This is a genomic window from Mycobacterium sp. (assembly GCF_036273375.1).
Taxonomy (GTDB): Bacteria; Actinomycetota; Actinomycetes; order Mycobacteriales; family Mycobacteriaceae; genus Mycobacterium.
Genome location: NZ_DASUHS010000164.1, coordinates 1 through 17,826 on the forward strand (window position 1 = coordinate 1; position 17,826 = coordinate 17,826).

Below are 17,826 nucleotides of genomic sequence, written 5' to 3' on the forward strand. Positions count from 1 at the left end.
GCAAACAATTCATCGATTACTGCATCAACATGCTGTACATCACGACCGCGCCGTACGTCCCCGCCGGCGAGCTCGGCAAGTCGCAGTAACGCGCTTTCATTTGCGCCACATCGGCAAGCCGCATAACCAGGCCTTAATCCCGTGCCGGCTCGCAACCGACATCAAATCGTCACCGGGCACGCAGGACGAGGAACTTGATGCTACTGGGGTACACAGATATATTGACTGCTACCCATCGACACAGATAACTGGAGGCCGTATGTCAGCCGGGCTGACCGACTTACAGCTGCTGCACGAACTCGAGCCGTTCGTCGAGAAGTACCTGAATCGGCACGAGAGCATGCACAAGAACTGGAACCCGCACGACTACATACCGTGGTCGGACGGCAAGAATTTCTATGCGCTGGGCGGGCAGGACTGGGAGCCAGGTCAGTCACAGCTATCGGACCTCGCCCAGGTGGCGATGGTGCAGAACCTGATGACCGAGGACAACCTGCCGTCGTATCACCGCGAGATCGCGATGAACTTCGGCATGGACGGCGCGTGGGGACAGTGGGTCAACCGGTGGACCGCCGAGGAGAACCGGCATGGCATCGCGCTGCGCGACTACCTGGTGGTGACCCGCGCGGTCGACCCTGTCGAGCTGGAGAAGCTTCGCATCGAGGTGGTGAACCGGGGCTTCAGCCCGGGCCAGAACCAGCAGATTCGAGCCGATCTGTTCGCCGAGAGCCTGTTCGACTCGGTCATCTACGTGACGTTCCAGGAGCTGGCCACGCGGATTTCGCACCGCAACACCGGTAAGGCCTGCAATGAGACGATCGCCGACCAGTTGCTGGCCAAGATCTCGGCCGACGAAAACCTGCACATGATCTTCTACCGCGACGTCAGCGACGCCGGTTTCGAAGCTTCGCCGAACCAGGCGATGAGGTCGCTGCACAAGGTGCTGCGCAACTTCCAGATGCCGGGCTATCAGGTGCCCGAGTTCCGCCGCAAGGCCGTGCTCATCGCCGTCGGCGGTGTGTACGACCCGCGCATCCACCTCGACGACGTGGTGATGCCGGTGCTGAAGAAGTGGCGCATCTTCGAACGTGAGGACTTCACCGGCGAGGCCGCGGCGATGCGCGACGACTTGGGTGTGCTGATCAAGGAACTCGAGGAGGCCTGCGAGAAGTTCGAGGTGTCCAAGCATCGCCAGCTCGAACGGGAAGCCCGTACCGGCAAGAGGACCACCGCGTTCGAGCTGCATCAGACCGCGGGCAAGCTGTTTATGAGCCGGCGGTAAGCAAGCGGTGCGCATCGGTTCCATCGCGCTCGCCAGCCCGGTGGTCCTGGCACCGATGGCGGGCGTGACCAACGTCGCATTCCGGACGCTGTGCCGTGAACTGGAGCAAGCCAAGGTCGGCACCGTGAGCGGGCTCTATGTCTGCGAGATGGTCACGGCACGTGCGCTCGTCGAGCGTCATCCGGCCACCATGCACATGACCACGTTCTCCCCGGACGAGTCGCCACGTTCGCTGCAGCTCTACACCGTCGACCCCGCGACCACCTACGAGGCCGCCAAGATGATCGCCGACGAAGGATTGGCCGATCACATCGACATGAACTTCGGCTGCCCGGTGCCCAAGGTGACCAAGCGCGGCGGCGGATCGGCGCTGCCGTACAAACGGCGACTGTTCGGTCAGATCGTCGCCGCGGCGGTGCGCGGCACCGAGGGCACCCAGATTCCGGTGACCGTCAAGTTCCGCATCGGCATCGACGACGAGCACCACACGCACCTCGATGCCGGCCGCATCGCCGAAGCCGAAGGGGCGGCGGCCGTCGCACTGCACGCCCGCACCGCGGCGCAGCGCTATTCCGGCACCGCCGACTGGGAAGAGATCGCCCGCCTCAAACAGCATGTGCAGACCATCCCGGTGCTCGGCAACGGCGACATCTATGACGCCAGTGACGCGCTGACCATGATGGCCACCAGCGGATGCGACGGCGTTGTCATCGGCCGCGGCTGCCTGGGCCGGCCCTGGATCTTCGCCGAGCTGTCGGCCGCCTTCACCGGCAGCCCGCCGCCCACGCCGCCCACATTGGGCGAGGTCGCCGACATCGTCCGACGGCACGGCCAGCTGCTGGCCGCGCACTTCGGCGAGGACAAGGGCATGCGCGACATCCGCAAGCACATCGGCTGGTACCTGCACGGCTTTCCGGCCGGCTCCGAGCTGCGCCGGGCGCTGGCGATGGTCAAGACGCTCGACGAGCTGGACTCTCTGCTCGACCGGCTGGACGGCACCGTGCCGTTCCCGGACGAGGCGACGGGCCCTCGCGGCCGGCAGGGTTCACCGGCCCGGGTGGTGCTGCCGGAAGGTTGGCTGACCGACCCGGACGACTGCACGGTGCCAGCCGGCGCCGACGTCATGCACTCCGGGGGCTGAGCCGACCGGTCGAAATCGCGTCTGGACCGATAACTCAGTACGATGTGGGCTTTGTTGCATGCGCCTGGGTGGCGGATCGATTCCGCGCCGCTACACCAGAGTGACAAGAGGTGGTTGGCACCAGCCGCAGCGCTCGGCGCTGCACTGCGCATTACGCACGGACACGCTGACGTCTGCATCAGAGCTTCGGAGGCCGGTACGACATGAGTGACGCCGAGAACGACGCCACTCGTAATGGTCGGCACGGCCCGGGTGGGGCGCATGCCTATCCAATCGCGGCGAACCCGGCGCCGTTGGGCGCGGCTCCCTGGGAGCGATTCTTTGGACCCCCGGCCGATGACAACCTTCACCGCTGGCAGCCCGAGGCCACGGTCGAGCCTTTCGAGCCGCGCGAGGACGACACCGAACGCGGCGGATCCCACACCGGCGGTGGCGTCAGCGTCGCCGATCTGATCGCCAAGATCGGTGCCCCCAGCCGGCCTGTCCATCATCGTGCCGCTTCGGAGGGCCCGGAGGTCGAGCCGACCGGCGCCGAGCCGGGCCTGCCGATCGAGCTGCAGAAAACGCAGGTGATCGACGACCTCGCCTACTCCCTGGACGCCGTCGCCGAGCTTCGGGCCCTCGAGGCCGCCGATTATCCGAACGACGACCCGGAAGATCTGGCTGAACACGCCAGCACCGAAGAACCCAAACGCCGGCGACGCCCCCTGCTGGTGGCGGCGCGGTCGACGGCAGCCCTGGCTGCCGTGCTGGCCCTGGCCATGACCGGCGGGGCATGGCAATGGAGCACGTCGAAAAACGCCCGGCTGAATACGATCAGCGCGCTCGATCGGGATTCCAGCGACATCCGCGACCCGGGTGGACAGTACGGCGACGAGGACTTCTTGATCGTCGGTCTTGACTCGCGCCTGGGCGACAACGCCAACATGGGCGCCGGAACCACCGACGACGCCGACGGGGAGCGCTCCGACACGGTCATGCTGGTCAACATTCCGGCCAACCGTAAGCGCGTGGTGGCGGTGTCGTTTCCCCGCGACCTGGCGATCACCCCGATGCAATGCGAAGCGTGGAACTCCGAGACCGGCAAATACGGGCCCGTCTACGACCCGAAGACCAAGACCTACGGCCCGAAGACCATCTACACCGAGACCAAACTGAACTCGGCGTTCGCCTTCGGCGGGCCGAAGTGTCTGGTGAAGGAAATCCAGAAGCTGTCCGGCTTGAGCATCAACCGCTTCATCGCTGTCGACTTCTCCGGCTTCGCGAAAATGGTCGACGCCCTCGGCGGGGTCGAGGTCTGCTCGAGCACTCCGCTGCACGACTACGAGTTGGGCACCGTCCTCGAACACGGTGGGCGCCAGGTCCTCGACGGCTCCACCGCTCTGAATTACGTGCGGGCACGCCAGGTCACCACCGAGGTCAACGGCGATTACGGCCGGATCAAGCGCCAGCAGCTGTTCTTGTCGTCACTGCTGCGGTCGTTGATCTCCGAAGACACGCTGTTGGACCTCAACAAGCTCAACACCGTCGTCAACATGTTCATCAGCGACACGGTCGTCGACAACGTGCAATCCAAGGATCTCGTCCAACTCGGTCAGTCGTTGCAGGGCATGGCGGCCGGGCACGTCACGTTCGTCACCGTGCCGACCGGTGTGACCGACCAGAACGGCGACGAGCCGCCTCGGATGGCCGACATGCGGGCGCTGTTCGACTCCGTCATCAATGACGATCCGCTGCCCGAGGAAAACGACCAGAACGCGCGGAATTTGAGCACTTCTCCGACGAAGGGACCCTCGAAGGCGCCCACCACCAAGAAGTCGCCGGCACCGGCGCCCGAGGCGCAACACGAGCAGATCACCACGACCTCGCCCAGCGGTGTGACGGTGCGGGTTTCCAACGCGACCACGCAAAGCGGTCTGGCGGCCACCGCGACCACCCAGCTCAAGCACGATGGCTTCAACGTGATGTCCCCCGACGATTATCCGAGTTCGGTCAGTGCGACGACCGTGCTGTTCTCGCCGGGCAACGAAGAGGCCGCCGCCACCGTCGCGTCCTCGTTCGCCGACGCGAAAGTCCAGCGCGTTTCCGGTTACGGGCAGGTCGTTCAGGTGGTTTTGGGCCCCGACTTCCAGTCGGTCGCCACTCCTTCGCCCAGCGGATCGTCGATGAGCCTGCAAATCGAACGCGGTTCGAGCAATGCGCCGGCCAAGCTGCCCGAGGACCTGACCGTCACCAACGCGGCGGACACCACCTGCGAGTAACCGCTTTTGACGGCGTTCCGCGGCCCGTTTCGGGCAGCGAGACCGTACCCTTGATGACATGCGGACCGCCTACCACGAGCAGCTCGCGGAGTTATCCGAGCGCCTCGGCGAGATGTGCGGCTTGGCAGGAATCGCCATGGAGCGGGCCACCCAGGCTCTGCTCCAAGCCGACTTGGTGCTAGCCGAACAAGTCATCTCCGATCATGAAGCCATCGCCGTGCTCAGCGCGCGTGCCGAAGAAAGCGCCTTCGTACTACTGGCATTACAAGCGCCGGTGGCCGGTGATCTACGGGCCATTGTGAGTGCGATCCAGATGGTGGCGGACATCGACCGGATGGGTGCGTTGGCACTGCACGTCGCCAAGATCGCCCGTCGACGGCATCCCCAGCACGCCTTGCCCGAAGAGGTCAACGGTTATTTCGCCGAAATGGGCAGCATCGCAGTCGAATTGGGCAATAGCGCCCAAGAGGTGGTGTTGTCTCGCGACCCGGAGAAGGCTGCCCGGATTCGCGAAGAAGATGACGCCATGGACGATCTGCACCGGCATCTGTTCTCGGTGCTGATGGACCGTGAGTGGAAGCACGGCGTCGCGGCGGCCGTCGATGTGACGTTGCTCGGGCGGTTCTACGAGCGTTTCGCCGATCACGCCGTCGAGGTGGCCCGGCGAGTCATCTTCCAGGCGACCGGCAGACTTCCGGAGGAAGAAGCGAAACCCGCCTCGCAGTAAGCAACTAGCCGAAGCGGCCGGAGATGTAGTCCTCCGTCGCCTTCTGGTTCGGGTTGGAAAAGATCTTCTCGGTGTCGTCGACTTCGATCAGCCGCCCCGGTTTTCCGACGGCTTCGAGGTTGAAAAACGCCGTGTAGTCGCTGACCCGGGCGGCCTGCTGCATGTTGTGGGTGACGATGACGATGGTGTAGTCCTGCTTCAGTTCGCTGATCAGCTCTTCGATGGCCATCGTCGAGATCGGATCCAGCGCGGAACACGGCTCATCCATCAGCAGCACATCGGGTTGCACGGCGATGGCCCGGGCGATGCACAGGCGCTGCTGCTGCCCGCCGGACAAGCCGCCGCCAGGCCGGTCCAATCGGTTCTTGACCTCATCCCAGAGGTTTGCCCCGCGCAGCGAGTACTCGGCCGTCTCATCGAGCACCTTGCGGTTGCGGACCCCCTGCAGCTTCAAGCCGGCCACCACGTTGTCGCGAATCGACATGGCGGGGAACGGATTCGGTCGCTGGAACACCATTCCGATGGCCCGGCGTACACCGACCGGGTCGACGCCGGCGCCATAGATGTCTTCGTCGTCGAGGAGCACGCTGCCCTCGACGCGTCCGCCGGGCACCACCTCATGCATCCGGTTGAGCGTGCGCAGGACCGTCGTCTTGCCGCAGCCCGACGGGCCGATGAACGCCGTCACGCTGCGAGGCAGAACCGACAGCGTCACATCCCCGACCGCGTGAAACGTGCCGTAGTAGATGTTGACGCCCTTGAGGTCCAACCGTTTGGCCACTTGTGCTCCTGCCTATGAGTTCTTGGCGCCAAGGGATCTGGCTATCACTCGGGCCGTGACGTTGATAGTGGCGATCACCAGGATGAGGGTTAGTGCGGCACCCCACAACCGATCTGTGGGGATGGGATTGAGGCTCGCGCCGGCAGTCGTCTGGTTGAACATCATGCCGGGCAACGTGCCCATGAACCCGCTGAAGATATCGAAGTTCATCGATTGTGCGTAACCGACGAGGATCAGCAGCGGCGCCGTCTCGCCCATCACTCTGGCCATCGCCAGCAGTATCCCGGTGACGATGCCGGACAGCCCGGTGGGGATGACCACCCGGGCAATGGTTTTCCACTTGGTGATGCCCAGCGCGTAACTGGCCTCGCGCAGATCCACCGGGACGATCCGCAGCATCTCCTCGGTGGCACGCACGATCACCGGAAGCATCAGCAAGACCAGCGCCAGCGATACCGCGAACTGCGACCGGGGAAGACCGAGCGTGGCCACGCACAACGCATAGATGAACAGCGCTGCAACGATCGACGGCACACCGTTCAGGATGTCCACCATGAACGAGGCCAGTCTGCCCAGCGCGGTGCCGCCGCCGTACTCGACCAGATAAATGGCGACCATCAGGCCGAGCGGAACGGAGATGAGGGCGCATACCAATCCCTGCAGCACGGTGCCGACCAGCGCGTGGTAGGCGCCGCCCCCGGTCACGAATGCCGTCATCCCCGCTTGCGAGTGCGACCACCATACGGTTGACGCAACCGCCTTGAAGCCCTTGACGACCACCGACCACAGCACCATCACCAACGGGGTCACCGCGATCAACAGCGACAGTGAAACCAGCGAGGTCGCAAGGTAATTCGTGACACGGCGGCGCCAGCTGACCGGTGAGAATGTCCGCGGCTTGAGCGGGCGATCCAACATCGAGGTCATCGGGCCCCCTTTCGCCCCGCCCCGGCGACGGCGCCCCGCGCCAGGGCGTCAACCAGGAAGGTGAGCACGAAGAGCGTCAGCCCCGCGGCGATATACGCGCCGGCTTTGTATCGGTCATCGAATTCGGCCGCGGCGCCGGCGATCTTGGTCGCGAAGGTGGAGCCGCCGTCGAACAGCGACCACCCGAACGCTGACTGGGTGCCCCGCAGAATGATCAGCAGCGCCACCGTCTCGCCCAGGGCGCGGCCCAGCCCCAGCATCGAGCCGCTGACGTAGCCCGATCGCCCGAACGGCAGCGTGACCGTCTTGACCACTTCCCAGCGGGTGGCACCGAGGGCCAGCATGGCCTCGATCTGGTCCTGCGGTGTCTGCATGAACACTTCGCGCGTGACCGCGGTAATGATCGGCAGGATCATCACGGCCAGGACGACTCCGCCGGTGAAGATGGTTCCCCCGCCGGCGGCCGACGCATTGCCGTTGGCGAACAGAAAACACCAGCCCAGCGCGCGATTGAGCCAGGTGGCGACAGGCCGCAGCTGCGGCGCCAACACGTACAGACCCCACGCTCCGTAGATGATCGAGGGCACCGCGGCCAGCAGATCGACCGAGTAGGCCAGCGGTGTGGCGACCCGCCGCGGCGCGTACTGGGTGATGAAGATGGCCACACCCAGCGCGACCGGCATGGCCATGACCAGCGCGAACAGCGACACGAACACGGTGACCGGCACCAGGCTGGCGATACCGAAGTGCATCGCCGAGGGGTCCGTGGTGATCCATACACCGCCGTAGCCGAAGAAGTTCTCCCGATTCCGGTGCAGCGCCGGTATCGCGCGTCCGAGCAGGAACGCCGCGATCGCGGCGATGACCACGATGATGACCACGCCCGAGGACTGCGCGAGCAAGCGGAAAATCCGATCCGCCACATGGGGCCGCCCCTCTCCCCAGGGGCTGATGGGTGTGGCCTGCTTCCCCGGGAACGGCGCGGCGACGACCGCACCCGAACCCGCGTCGATGGGATTCGGCGTTGTCACTGTGATCCCGTCACAGTTCTGCTGTCGCTCCTTGAGACCCGATACATTTGGTTACTGCATCGCATTGATGGCCGTGACCAATCGTTCCCTGACCTTATCGGGCAGCGGCACGTAGCCGGCCGTCGTAAGTTCGCCCTGCGCGCTACTGGCCGATACGGTGAGGAACGATTTGATGGCCGCGGAGGTCTGGGCGTCGTAACCCTTTGAGCACACGATCTCGTAGGTGACCAGCAGCAACGGGTAGACGCCCGGTTCCTCGGAGCTGTACATGGCATTGAGGTCGAGCACCAGGTCATCGCCCTCGGCCAGGAATTTGGCCGCTTTGACGGCGTTCCCGGCCGTGTCGTTGGTCAGCGGAATCACGCCACCGCGGGTGGCGATTTTGGCGTACGGCATGCGGACCTGGTCGGCGAAGCCCTTCTCGACGTATCCGATGGCGCCCGGGGTGGCCCGCACCGCCTGGATGATGCCGGCCGACTTCGCGGCGCCCTCGCCGACACCTCCCTGAAACTCCGTACCGACTCCTTTGGACCAGCTCTGCGGCGCGGCCGCGGTGAGATATTTCTGAACGTTGTCGGTGGTTCCCGACGAGTCGGTCCGGTAGATCGGCGTGATCTTGGTGTCGGGCAGCGGCGTGCCCGGATTCAGCGCCGCCAGGATCGGATCGTTCCAGGTGGTGATCCTGCCGGTGAAAACCTTGGCGAGCGCGTCACTGTTGATCACCAGGTCCGGGTTTCCGGGCAGGTTGTAGACGATCCCGATGGGGCCGAAGACCAGCGGCAGGTCCCACGCCGGGTTTCCGTCGCAGCGTTTGGCGGCGGGCCCGATCTGGTCGGCGACCAAGGGGGAGTCCGCGCCCGCGAAATCGACATGTCCGGCGATGAACTGCTCACGGCCGGCGCCGGATCCGGTCGGGTTATAGGCCAGACTCTTTCCCGGGCAATACTGGCCCCACACCTGGTTGAACACCGTGATCGCGTTCTCTTGAGCGGTCGAGCCCTCCGCCGTCAGCTTGTCCTTGCCACCGCACCCGGCCGTTCCGGTGACGCCGGAGCTCGGCCCTGCGGTCCCGCGGCGGTTCTCATCGCTACCGCAGGCGGTCAGTGCTCCGGCAACGAGCACCGTCGCCAACGCCACGGCGGCCAGCGTCCTGCTCTGTCTTTCGAACCTCACCGATCTCGCTTTCCTGACACGTTCCGGACGCAGGTGGTCGCCGCTGGCCATCTCTCATGTGAGGTTGCCAAGTGCCGGCGAAAATATGCGCCGACGCGGCGCGCGCAGCAACGTCTCGGTGGCCACGACCAGATTAACGATCTGGGTTGATGCCGCTCGTACCCGCGGTCAGTTGGCCGCGGGAACGACCGCGTATGCGGTGTCGACGCTGTAGGTGGTGAACCCCAAGCGCTGGTAGGTGCGCACCGCGGCGGCGTTGTCCGACTCCACGTACAGCATCACGGTCGGTTCGGGGGCGTCGGCCAGGCGATGCCCCAACCAATCGATACCAACGGCGGTCAGCGCCTGCCCGAGGCCGCGGCCCTGTGCCGAGGGATCGACGCCCACCACATACACCTCGCCCAGGCCGGGCCGATCCAGGTGCACCTTCGTCCAGTGGAACCCCAGCAAGGCGCCGGCCTGATCACTGCCGGACTCGCCAAAAGCAAGGAACAAGCCCGCCGGGTCGAACCACGGTTCGTTGCGGCGCTCAGCAAGCTCGGCGTCCGTCCAGCCGCCCTGTTCGGGATGGTAGGCAAACGCGGTGTTGTTGACCCGCAGCAACTCCGCGTCGTCGGCGGGGCCCGCGTAGGTGCGGATCTTTATCCCGGGCGCCGGCGGCACGGCGTCGGGCAGATCGCGCAGCGAACGTCGCATCTGCATCAGCTCCCGCACGGGGGCCAGGCCCAGAGCGGCCGCGGTCGCGCGGGCCGACCCAAGCGTGCCATGCGCCCAAAATCGGTTGTCTGCACCGGTTTTGGCTAACGCGGCCCGTGCCAGTGTGGACCCGATACCACGCCGACGCGCTTGCGGATGCACGACGAGTTCGGCCATCCCGCTCTCGCCGTCGCGTGGCGGGCTCAGGTTGAGGTAACCGACGATCGCGTCGCCTGCCGTCGTGACCCCCGGCGCGGGATTCGTGATCAGCAGATGCTCGGTGCGGTCGTGCCCGAGCTCGCGCAGCACCTGCTCGCCAACCGGCGCAACTCCGTCGGATTCGGTTGCCGCACTGATTAGTTCGCGTACGCCCTGCTGTTCTTCGTCGGTCAGCGTCCGGCGCCAGTCAGGCGACGTCACTGCGTGTGCAACGGATCGACCAACGGATCCTGGACGTCCTGCGATTCGGATTCGGATCCGACGCCGTCGGCGTCATCGGGCTCGGCAACCGGCGTGCGGCCGCGCGCGGGGCGGACGGCCTTGTAACCCACGTTGCGTACGGTGCCGATCAGCGCCTCGTGCTCGGGACCGAGTTTGGCCCGCAGCCGGCGCACGTGCACGTCGACGGTGCGGGTGCCGCCAAAGAAGTCGTATCCCCACACCTCGTGCAGCAGCTGCGCGCGCGTGAATACCCGCCCGGCATGCTGGGCCAGATATTTGAGTAACTCGAATTCTTTGTAGGTGAGGTCCAGCGGGCGGCCCCGCAGCCGCGCGGTGTAGGTGCCCTCATCGATCACCAACTCGCCCAGGCTCACCTTGCCGGCACTCTCCTGATCCGCGAGTCCGCCGCGGCGGCCGATCACCAACCGCAGCCGCGCGTCGACCTCAGCGGGTCCGGTGGTGGGCAGCAGGATCTCGTCCAGACCCCAGTCCGAGCTGACGGCCACCAGCCCGCCCTCGCTCACCACGGCCAGCACGGGGCCCGCCCGGCCCGCGGTGCTCAACAGGCGGCATAGTCCGCGTGCCGACGACAAGTCGGTACGTGCGTCGACGATCACCGCATCCGCGGTCCCGGCCTCGAGCAGCGAAGAGGGTTCAGGCGGCGCCGTCCGGACGGTATGCGGAAGCAGGGACAACGACGGTAAGACCGGGTCGGGATGAAGCTCCGAGGTCAGCAGTAGTAGCTCCAACTAGCCCCTCCAGCTCGGGGGAACGGCTTCTCCCAAATTCACAACGCCATTAAACGTTAGTTACCAGGTCATCTAACGATAACGTGTCACCTGGTTTTTTCGCGTGGCAGACGAGCCAGTGTGAGCCCCGCCACCAGAGATCCGGCCGCGACCTGCCCGGAAGTGTTACGCCACAATATGCGGGTGCGCAAAGTGCTGATTGCTGTGACCGCGACGGCCATCCTGGTTGCGGTGGTCGCCCTCGGCGCCATCGGCTTGGACTACGCGACCAGCATTTATGCCGAATACCGGCTGTCGTCCAGCGTCCGTAAAGCGACTGAGCTGGGCACCGACCCGTTCGTGGCGATCGTGGCGTTTCCCTTCCTCCCGCAGGCGATGCGCGGCAACTACAGCCAGGTGGAGATCAAGGCCAACGCCGTCGACCACGCGATGACCGGGAGGGCCACTCTGGAAGCCACGATGTACTCGGTGGACCTCGCTCAAGCGTCGTGGCTGATCAGCCCCGACGCGAAGCTCGCGGTGGGCGAGCTGGAAAGCCGGATCATCGTCGACTCGACCCACCTGGGCCGGTTCATGGGGATCAGCGACCTGATGGTCGAGGCACCGCCGAAGGAAACCAACACCTCCACCGGTGGTGTCACTGCTTCGGGTATCTCGGATAGCCACGGGCTGGTGTTCACCGGGACACCCAGATCGGCGGGCTTCGATCGAAGAGTCAGCGTCTCGGTCGACCTCTCCATCGCCCCAGATGACCCAGCGACGTTGGTGTTCACCCCGACTGGCGTGCTCACCGGATCGGACACCGCCAACCAGACGGTGCCGGCGGACAAACAGGACGCGGTGCTGCATGCCTTCAGCGGAAGGCTGCCCAATCAGCGACTGCCCTTCGGTGTCGCGCCGACGGCCGAGGGAGCCCGGGGATCGGACGTCATCATCGAAGGCATCACCCATGGAGTAACCGTGACCCTCAAGGGGTTTAAGCAATCATGACCGTCATCGTCGTGACCGTCGCGGTGCTTGCGGTGGCAACCCTTGCCGGGTGGTTGTTGACCCGGCGCTCCGGACGAATCCGGGAAATCGATTCCAAGCCGGATCAGGACATCGACGCCGACATCGCGGCCCTGGGGCTTTCCCGCAGCGGACCGACGGTGGTGCATTTCAGCGCCCCGTGGTGCGGGCCTTGCGATCGGGTCCGCCGGGTCGTCGAGCAGGTCTGCGACGACCTGAGCGATGTAGCTCACGTCGAGGTCGACCTGGACGCCGATCCGGAGACCGCACGCCGATATTCGGTTCTGTCCCTGCCCACCACGTTGATCTTCGACGTCGACGGACGGCAGCGATACCGCACGTCCGGCGTGCCCAACGCCGCCGACCTGCGGTCCGCGCTGAAACCGCTGTTGGCTTGACCACGGTGTCATTAGGTAAGCTGACCGACGTGTCAGCCCGCCTCGAGCCCATGCTCACCCAGCGTCGCGCAGTTGAGCTGTGCCGCACCGCGGGCTGTTGTTGTTGCTGTTGCTGCTGAGTAGCCGCGCTTCCGCGTAGCACTCGGAGCGGCCCGGGTTCCAGACCGTGGCACGTCTCCATTCGTCGTTTCCGTCAGCAACAGAGGTATCGAGGAGTAGTTCCTTGCCAAGCAGCACCACCACCACGCAGCCCGACCTGGTCGACGTGCGCGGACCGCGCTTCGCCGCCTGGGTTACCACCGCAGTCTTAGTGCTGGCGCTGGTCGTTTCGGCGGCGAGTCCGCTGGTCGCCGCGGTGATCCTGGCCGTCCAGGCCGTCATCTTCGCGGTCGGCGCGGTCGGCGGGCCGCGCAAGCATCCGTACGGCCGGATCTTCGCCATAGTCGTCGCGCCGCGGCTGGGCCCGGTACAAGATCGCGAACCGGCCGCACCGCTGAAGTTCGCCCAACTCGTCGGCCTGATCTTCGCGGTGCTGGGAACGGCCGGATTCGCAACCGGCGCCGTCCTGTTCGGCGTCATCGCCACCGCGGCCGCCCTGGCGGCCGCGTTTCTCAACGCGGCCTTCGGCATCTGCCTGGGCTGCCAGCTCTACCCGCTGGTGGCCCGTTTCCGACGCACCGCGCGTCCCACCTGACCTGCTGTAACAAAAGCGATTGAAAGGATCCACTCCATGGCACGCTCCGACGTCCTGGTCTCCACCGACTGGGCTGAGAGCAATCTCGACGCCTCAGGCGTCGTCTTCGTCGAAGTCGACGAAGACACCAGCGCTTACGACGCCGGCCACCTCCCCGGCGCCATCAAGCTGGACTGGCGTTCCGATTTGCAGGACCCGATCAAACGCGACTTCGTCGACGCCCAGCAGTTCTCCAAACTGCTCAGCGAGCGGGGCATCTCCAATGACGACACCGTGATCCTCTACGGCGGGAACAACAACTGGTTCGCCGCGTACGCCTACTGGTACTTCAAGCTGTACGGCCACTCCCAAGTCAAGCTGCTCGACGGCGGCCGCAAGAAGTGGGAGCTCGACGGGCGCGCGCTGTCCGGCGACACCGTGAGCAGGCCGGCGACCTCGTACACCGCTGCCGCGCCGGACAACAGCATCCGGGCATTCCGTGACGACGTCATCGCGGCCATCAACGTCAAGAACCTGGTGGACGTGCGCTCCCCCGATGAGTACTCCGGCAAGATCCTGGCGCCCGCGCACCTGCCGCAGGAGCAAAGCCAGCGGCCCGGTCACATCCCCGGCGCCATCAACGTGCCGTGGAGCAAGGCCGCGAACGAGGACGGCACTTTCAAGTCCGACGAAGAGCTGGCCAAGCTCTACGGCGGCGCAGGCCTGGACGGTAACAAGGAAACGATCGCCTACTGCCGCATCGGCGAGCGGTCGTCGCACACCTGGTTCGTTCTTTATGAATTACTCGGGCATCGGAATGTGAAGAACTACGACGGCAGTTGGACGGAATACGGCTCCCTGGTGGGTGCCCCGATCGAGTTGGGAAGCTGATATGTGCTCTGCACCGAAACAAGGACTGACGTTGCCCGCCAGCGTCGACCTGGAGAAGGAAACGGTGATCACCGGTCGCGTCGTGGACGGCGAGGGCCAGGCAGTGGGTGGCGCGTTCGTCCGCTTGCTGGACTCCTCCGACGAGTTCACCGCCGAGGTGGTGGCGTCGGCTACTGGTGACTTCCGGTTCTTCGCCGCACCGGGATCCTGGACCCTGCGTGCCCTGTCGAAGGCCGGCAACGGCGACGCCGTGGTGGCGCCGTCCGGCGCGGGCATCCACGAGGTCGACGTCAAGATCGCCTGACCCGCCAGCCGCCCCCGACGGGGACGCCGCGGACGAATAGACTTGTCCCCGTGGTGCTGTTCTTCGAGATCATGCTGGTTGTGGCGGTCGTGGTGATTTCATGGTTCGCCCTGTACACCCTCTATCGGCTCATCACCGACGAGTCGTGACCCACGCCGGCGACGATCCAGAGCGCAGCGATGGGGAGGAGTGGCGCACATGACCTCCGACAAACCGTTGAGTTCCGCCGGATCCGGCGACCGGGCGGTGGCCGCCGCCGCTGAGCGCGCGAAGCTGACCGCCGGCCGCAACATCCCGTCCTACGATGACCTGCCCCTGCCCGCCGACACCGCGAACTTGCGCGAAGGCGCGAACCTGAGCGATGCCTTGCTGGCGCTGCTGCCGCTGGTCGGCGTGTGGCGGGGCGAAGGCGAAGGCCGTGGAAACGACGGCGACTACCGGTTCGGCCAGCAGATCGTGGTTTCGCACGACGGCGGCGCCTACCTGAACTGGGAAGCCCGGTCCTGGCGGCTCAGCGAGACGGGTGACTATCAAGAGCGCGGCTTGCGCGAGACCGGTTTCTGGCGCTTTGTCTCCGATCCCGACGACCCCGACGAATCCCACGCGATCGAACTGCTGTTGGCCCATTCGGCGGGCTACGTCGAGCTGTTCTACGGCCGCCCCCTGACCCAGTCGTCCTGGGAGCTGGTCACCGACGCGCTGGCCCGCAGCAGGTCGGGCGTGCTGGTCGGCGGCGCCAAACGCCTGTACGGCATTGTCGACGGCGGCGACCTGGCCTACGTCGAGGAGCGGGTGGACGCCGACGGTGGTCTGGTGCCGCATCTCTCGGCACGGCTGTCCCGGTTCGTCGGTTAGCGACGCGCCGGCTTCTGCGTGGACCGTTCGCCGTCCGAGCATCGGCAGTCGGCTCCAGACATGGAGCGGCCCCCGAGCCGTATTCCTGGTTGGACAAAACCGGAAGCTCGGGGGCCGGGTGGCTGCGGGGAATTCGCTAGCGCGGTTGTGACGCCAGCTCTTCCGAGCCACTGCTGCTAGCGCGCAGCCACCTCACATGTCCATGAAGCTATCAATTTCGCGGACCACCTCCCTTCTTGTGTACGACCGACCGTACCGGCGAATCGGCCAGCCGACAACAGAATTCAGCGCTCAGCGATCGCTGACGATGGCGGCGTCGATCAGTTCGGCGAAGTCCGCCGCCATCGATGAGGGCTGCAGCGGGCGACCATCAAGGGTATGCACGCGCGCAGCCAAGGTCATGCTGGAGATCAGCCAAACGCCTTGGGCGGCATCCAGATCCGCGATCCGCAGCGCCCGGTAGTCGCAGTCATAGCCCTTGTCCCTGGCCACCTGGAACAGGGCCTGCTGGGTGGTGCCGCGCAGGATCGGATACCACGGCGGCGGCGTCAGCAGGCACGGGTTGCCGTCCGGCGTCTCAGGGGCGGCGGCGATCACCACAGTCGAGCGCGGGCCTTCCAGGATGTAGCCATCCGTGCTGACGAAGATCACGTCACCGGCGTCCTCACGGGCGGCATGGCGCAGGGCCGCCATGTTGATCGCGTAGGACAGGGTCTTGGCGCCGGCCAGCAGCCACGGCATCTCGTCAACTCCGGTGGCGGGCAGCCCGCGGTCGAGCGTGATCGCCGCCAGCCCGCCACGCCGGACCGCCGTCACGCGTTCGGGAACGGCGTTGACCATGACGTAGGCCGTCGGCGCCGAACCGCCCTCGCGACCGCGGCTGTAGATCAACCGCATCGCGCCCTCGTCGGCGTTCCCCGCGCACCAGTGTCGAGTGGCTACCTCGATCGCGCTTCGCCATCGCGGCAGATCGGGCTGGGGCAGGTCGGTCAATGCGGCAGACTGGGTCAGCCGCTGCAGATGCGGCTCGATCAGACAGGCCCTGCCGTCGCGGACCAACAGCGTCTCGAAGACACCGTCCCCGCGGACCGCTGCCAGGTCGTCGGCGTACAGCAGGGGCGCGTCCGGCGAATGCATTTCGCCGTCCAGCGTGACAATCACACCCGTCCGACCGCCCATGGTCGAGAAGCCTATCCAATGGCGTCGACGCGGCGAGCGCTCGCGCGGGTGTGGCCGGGCCCCGCGAACGTGAAGCTGGCCGCACGCTCGGTGGGCCAGTGTGACGCGAGCTTGACACTCGTTGGGAGCGCCCGGCGGTCCGTAGAGTTGACTCGTGACCCGCCCCGTCCCCGCACCCGAGACCGGACCCGACGCCGGTGCCGTGTGGCACTACGGCGATCCGTTGGGCGAGCAGCGTGCGGCCGACACCGACGCGATATTTGTCGATCGCTCACACCGCGGAGTGCTCGCCCTGACCGGAAACGACCGGCAGACCTGGTTGCACAGCATTTCGACGCAATTCGTCAGCGACCTCCCCGACGGCGCGAGCACACAGAACCTCAGCCTCGACGGCCAGGGCCGCGTCGAGGATCACTGGGTCCAGACCGAGCTGGGCGGCACAACCTACCTCGACACCGAACCGTGGCGGGCGGAGCCGTTGCTGGGATACCTGCGCAAGATGGTGTTCTGGTCCGAGGTCACCCCGGCCAAAGTCGATCTTGCCGTGCTGTCGTTGCTCGGCCCGGAGCTGGCCGACCGGGCGGTTCTCGACGCGCTCAGGGTGGACGCGCTGCCCGCCGAGCTGACCGCGATTCCCGCGGGCGACGGCTTCGTGCGGCGCATGCCGGGCGTCCCGGACGGGCAGCTCGAGCTGGACCTGCTGGTTCCGCGCGCCGCAGTGGACGACTGGCGAAATCGCCTGGCGCAGGCCGGGATCCGGCCCAGCGGTGTGTGGGCGTACGAAGCCCACCGGGTCGCGGCCGTGCGGCCCCGCCTGGGTGTCGACACCGATGAGCGCACGATTCCGCACGAGGTGGGATGGATCGGTGGTCCCGGTGCCGGAGCCGTCCATCTGGACAAGGGTTGTTACCGGGGGCAAGAGACCGTCGCGCGGGTGCACAACCTGGGCAAACCACCCCGGATGCTGGTGCTGCTGCACCTCGACGGGTCGGTGGACCGGCCGTCGACTGGTGATCCGGTGCTGGCCGGCGGCCGCACGGTCGGCCGCCTCGGCACCGTCGTCGACCACGTGGATCTCGGGCCCATAGCGCTGGCGCTTCTCAAGCGCGGGCTGCCCGCCGACACGGGATTGGCGACAGGACCTGAGGCCTCGGTGGCTGCGGTGATCGATGTCGATTCCCTGCCTGAAACCGAACAGATCGGCGCCGGGCGGTTAGCTGTTGAACGGTTGCGGGGCGGTGCGGGATAATGAACGGTAACGTCCGCCACAGCGAGCAGGGCGCGCCAACGCCCGGTGGCGGGGCACGGT

Annotated in this window: 19 protein-coding genes; 12 read left to right on the plus strand and 7 right to left on the minus strand. The window is 66.1% G+C overall.

Going from position 1 to position 17,826, the window contains the following annotated elements:
• Nucleotides 1-259 precede the first annotated feature (259 nt).
• The 4 genes from VFW69_RS15570 (at nt 260) to phoU (ending at nt 5,411) form a co-directional block, all read left to right on the plus strand.
• Complete coding sequence (locus VFW69_RS15570) at nt 260-1,282, plus strand: acyl-ACP desaturase (RefSeq protein WP_526502406.1); 1,023 nt, start codon at nt 260-262, stop codon at nt 1,280-1,282.
• A gap of 7 nt (nt 1,283-1,289) precedes the next feature.
• Entirely contained in the window at nt 1,290-2,423 is a 1,134-nt protein-coding gene (gene dusB, locus VFW69_RS15575; protein ID WP_526502407.1) for a tRNA dihydrouridine synthase DusB, read from the plus strand.
• Between the two features lie 203 nt (nt 2,424-2,626).
• Entirely contained in the window at nt 2,627-4,684 is a 2,058-nt protein-coding gene (locus tag VFW69_RS15580) for an LCP family protein (protein ID WP_526502408.1), read from the plus strand.
• A gap of 58 nt (nt 4,685-4,742) precedes the next feature.
• Nucleotides 4,743-5,411 (plus strand): phosphate signaling complex protein PhoU, encoded by a 669-nt coding sequence (phoU, locus tag VFW69_RS15585; RefSeq protein WP_526502409.1) that lies wholly within the window; start codon nt 4,743-4,745, stop codon nt 5,409-5,411.
• Between the two features lie 4 nt (nt 5,412-5,415).
• On the opposite strand, the gene pstB is transcribed toward phoU, so the two are convergent.
• From pstB to VFW69_RS15615, 6 genes are all read right to left on the minus strand, one after another.
• A complete protein-coding gene (gene pstB, locus VFW69_RS15590; protein ID WP_526502410.1) occupies nt 5,416-6,192 on the minus strand; it encodes a phosphate ABC transporter ATP-binding protein PstB in 777 nt (258 codons plus the stop codon).
• A 12-nt stretch (nt 6,193-6,204) separates the two neighbouring features.
• On the minus strand, nt 6,205-7,119 hold the full coding sequence (gene pstA / locus VFW69_RS15595) for a phosphate ABC transporter permease PstA (protein ID WP_526502411.1): 915 nt from the start codon (nt 7,117-7,119) through the stop codon (nt 6,205-6,207).
• Nucleotides 7,116-8,150, minus strand: a complete 1,035-nt coding sequence (pstC, locus tag VFW69_RS15600) for a phosphate ABC transporter permease subunit PstC (RefSeq protein WP_526502412.1) — start codon at nt 8,148-8,150, stop codon at nt 7,116-7,118. Before pstC ends, pstA begins: the two co-directional genes overlap by 4 nt.
• A gap of 51 nt (nt 8,151-8,201) precedes the next feature.
• Nucleotides 8,202-9,374 carry a phosphate ABC transporter substrate-binding protein PstS gene (gene pstS, locus VFW69_RS15605; protein ID WP_526502413.1) on the minus strand — a complete coding sequence of 391 codons (1,173 nt, stop codon included), beginning with the start codon at nt 9,372-9,374 and terminating at the stop codon, nt 8,202-8,204.
• A gap of 117 nt (nt 9,375-9,491) precedes the next feature.
• A complete protein-coding gene (gene mshD / locus VFW69_RS15610; RefSeq protein ID WP_526502414.1) occupies nt 9,492-10,439 on the minus strand; it encodes a mycothiol synthase in 948 nt (315 codons plus the stop codon).
• On the minus strand, nt 10,436-11,209 hold the full coding sequence (locus tag VFW69_RS15615) for a winged helix-turn-helix transcriptional regulator (RefSeq protein WP_526502415.1): 774 nt from the start codon (nt 11,207-11,209) through the stop codon (nt 10,436-10,438). The genes mshD and VFW69_RS15615 overlap by 4 nt, the downstream gene beginning before the upstream one ends.
• Before the next feature lie 177 nt (nt 11,210-11,386).
• Between VFW69_RS15615 and lmeA the strand changes: the two genes are divergently transcribed.
• The 7 genes from lmeA (at nt 11,387) to VFW69_RS15650 (ending at nt 15,338) form a co-directional block, all read left to right on the plus strand.
• Entirely contained in the window at nt 11,387-12,199 is an 813-nt protein-coding gene (gene lmeA, locus VFW69_RS15620; RefSeq protein WP_526502431.1) for a mannan chain length control protein LmeA, read from the plus strand.
• Nucleotides 12,196-12,615, plus strand: a complete 420-nt coding sequence (locus VFW69_RS15625) for a thioredoxin family protein (RefSeq protein ID WP_526502416.1) — start codon at nt 12,196-12,198, stop codon at nt 12,613-12,615. The genes lmeA and VFW69_RS15625 overlap by 4 nt, the downstream gene beginning before the upstream one ends.
• A gap of 29 nt (nt 12,616-12,644) precedes the next feature.
• Complete coding sequence (locus VFW69_RS15630) at nt 12,645-12,734, plus strand: Ms5788A family Cys-rich leader peptide (RefSeq protein WP_369332967.1); 90 nt, start codon at nt 12,645-12,647, stop codon at nt 12,732-12,734.
• A gap of 104 nt (nt 12,735-12,838) precedes the next feature.
• Nucleotides 12,839-13,309, plus strand: a complete 471-nt coding sequence (locus tag VFW69_RS15635) for a DUF4395 family protein (protein WP_526502417.1) — start codon at nt 12,839-12,841, stop codon at nt 13,307-13,309.
• A gap of 36 nt (nt 13,310-13,345) precedes the next feature.
• A complete protein-coding gene (locus VFW69_RS15640; RefSeq protein WP_526502418.1) occupies nt 13,346-14,179 on the plus strand; it encodes a sulfurtransferase in 834 nt (277 codons plus the stop codon).
• A gap of 1 nt (nt 14,180) precedes the next feature.
• Nucleotides 14,181-14,483, plus strand: a complete 303-nt coding sequence (locus tag VFW69_RS15645; RefSeq protein WP_007777644.1) for a DUF1416 domain-containing protein — start codon at nt 14,181-14,183, stop codon at nt 14,481-14,483.
• Between the two features lie 198 nt (nt 14,484-14,681).
• Nucleotides 14,682-15,338, plus strand: coding sequence for a nitrobindin family protein (locus VFW69_RS15650; protein WP_526502419.1), 657 nt, complete (start codon nt 14,682-14,684; stop codon nt 15,336-15,338).
• A 291-nt stretch (nt 15,339-15,629) separates the two neighbouring features.
• Here the strand turns inward: VFW69_RS15650 and VFW69_RS15655 are convergent, their stop codons facing one another.
• On the minus strand, nt 15,630-16,499 hold the full coding sequence (locus VFW69_RS15655; RefSeq protein WP_526502432.1) for an aminodeoxychorismate lyase: 870 nt from the start codon (nt 16,497-16,499) through the stop codon (nt 15,630-15,632).
• Nucleotides 16,500-16,671: 172 nt separating this feature from the next.
• On the opposite strand from VFW69_RS15655, the gene ygfZ reads away from it, so the two are divergent.
• Nucleotides 16,672-17,766: a CAF17-like 4Fe-4S cluster assembly/insertion protein YgfZ gene (gene ygfZ / locus VFW69_RS15660; RefSeq protein ID WP_526502420.1), complete on the plus strand. Its 1,095-nt coding sequence runs from the start codon at nt 16,672-16,674 to the stop codon at nt 17,764-17,766.
• The last annotated feature ends 60 nt before the right edge of the window (nt 17,767-17,826 follow it).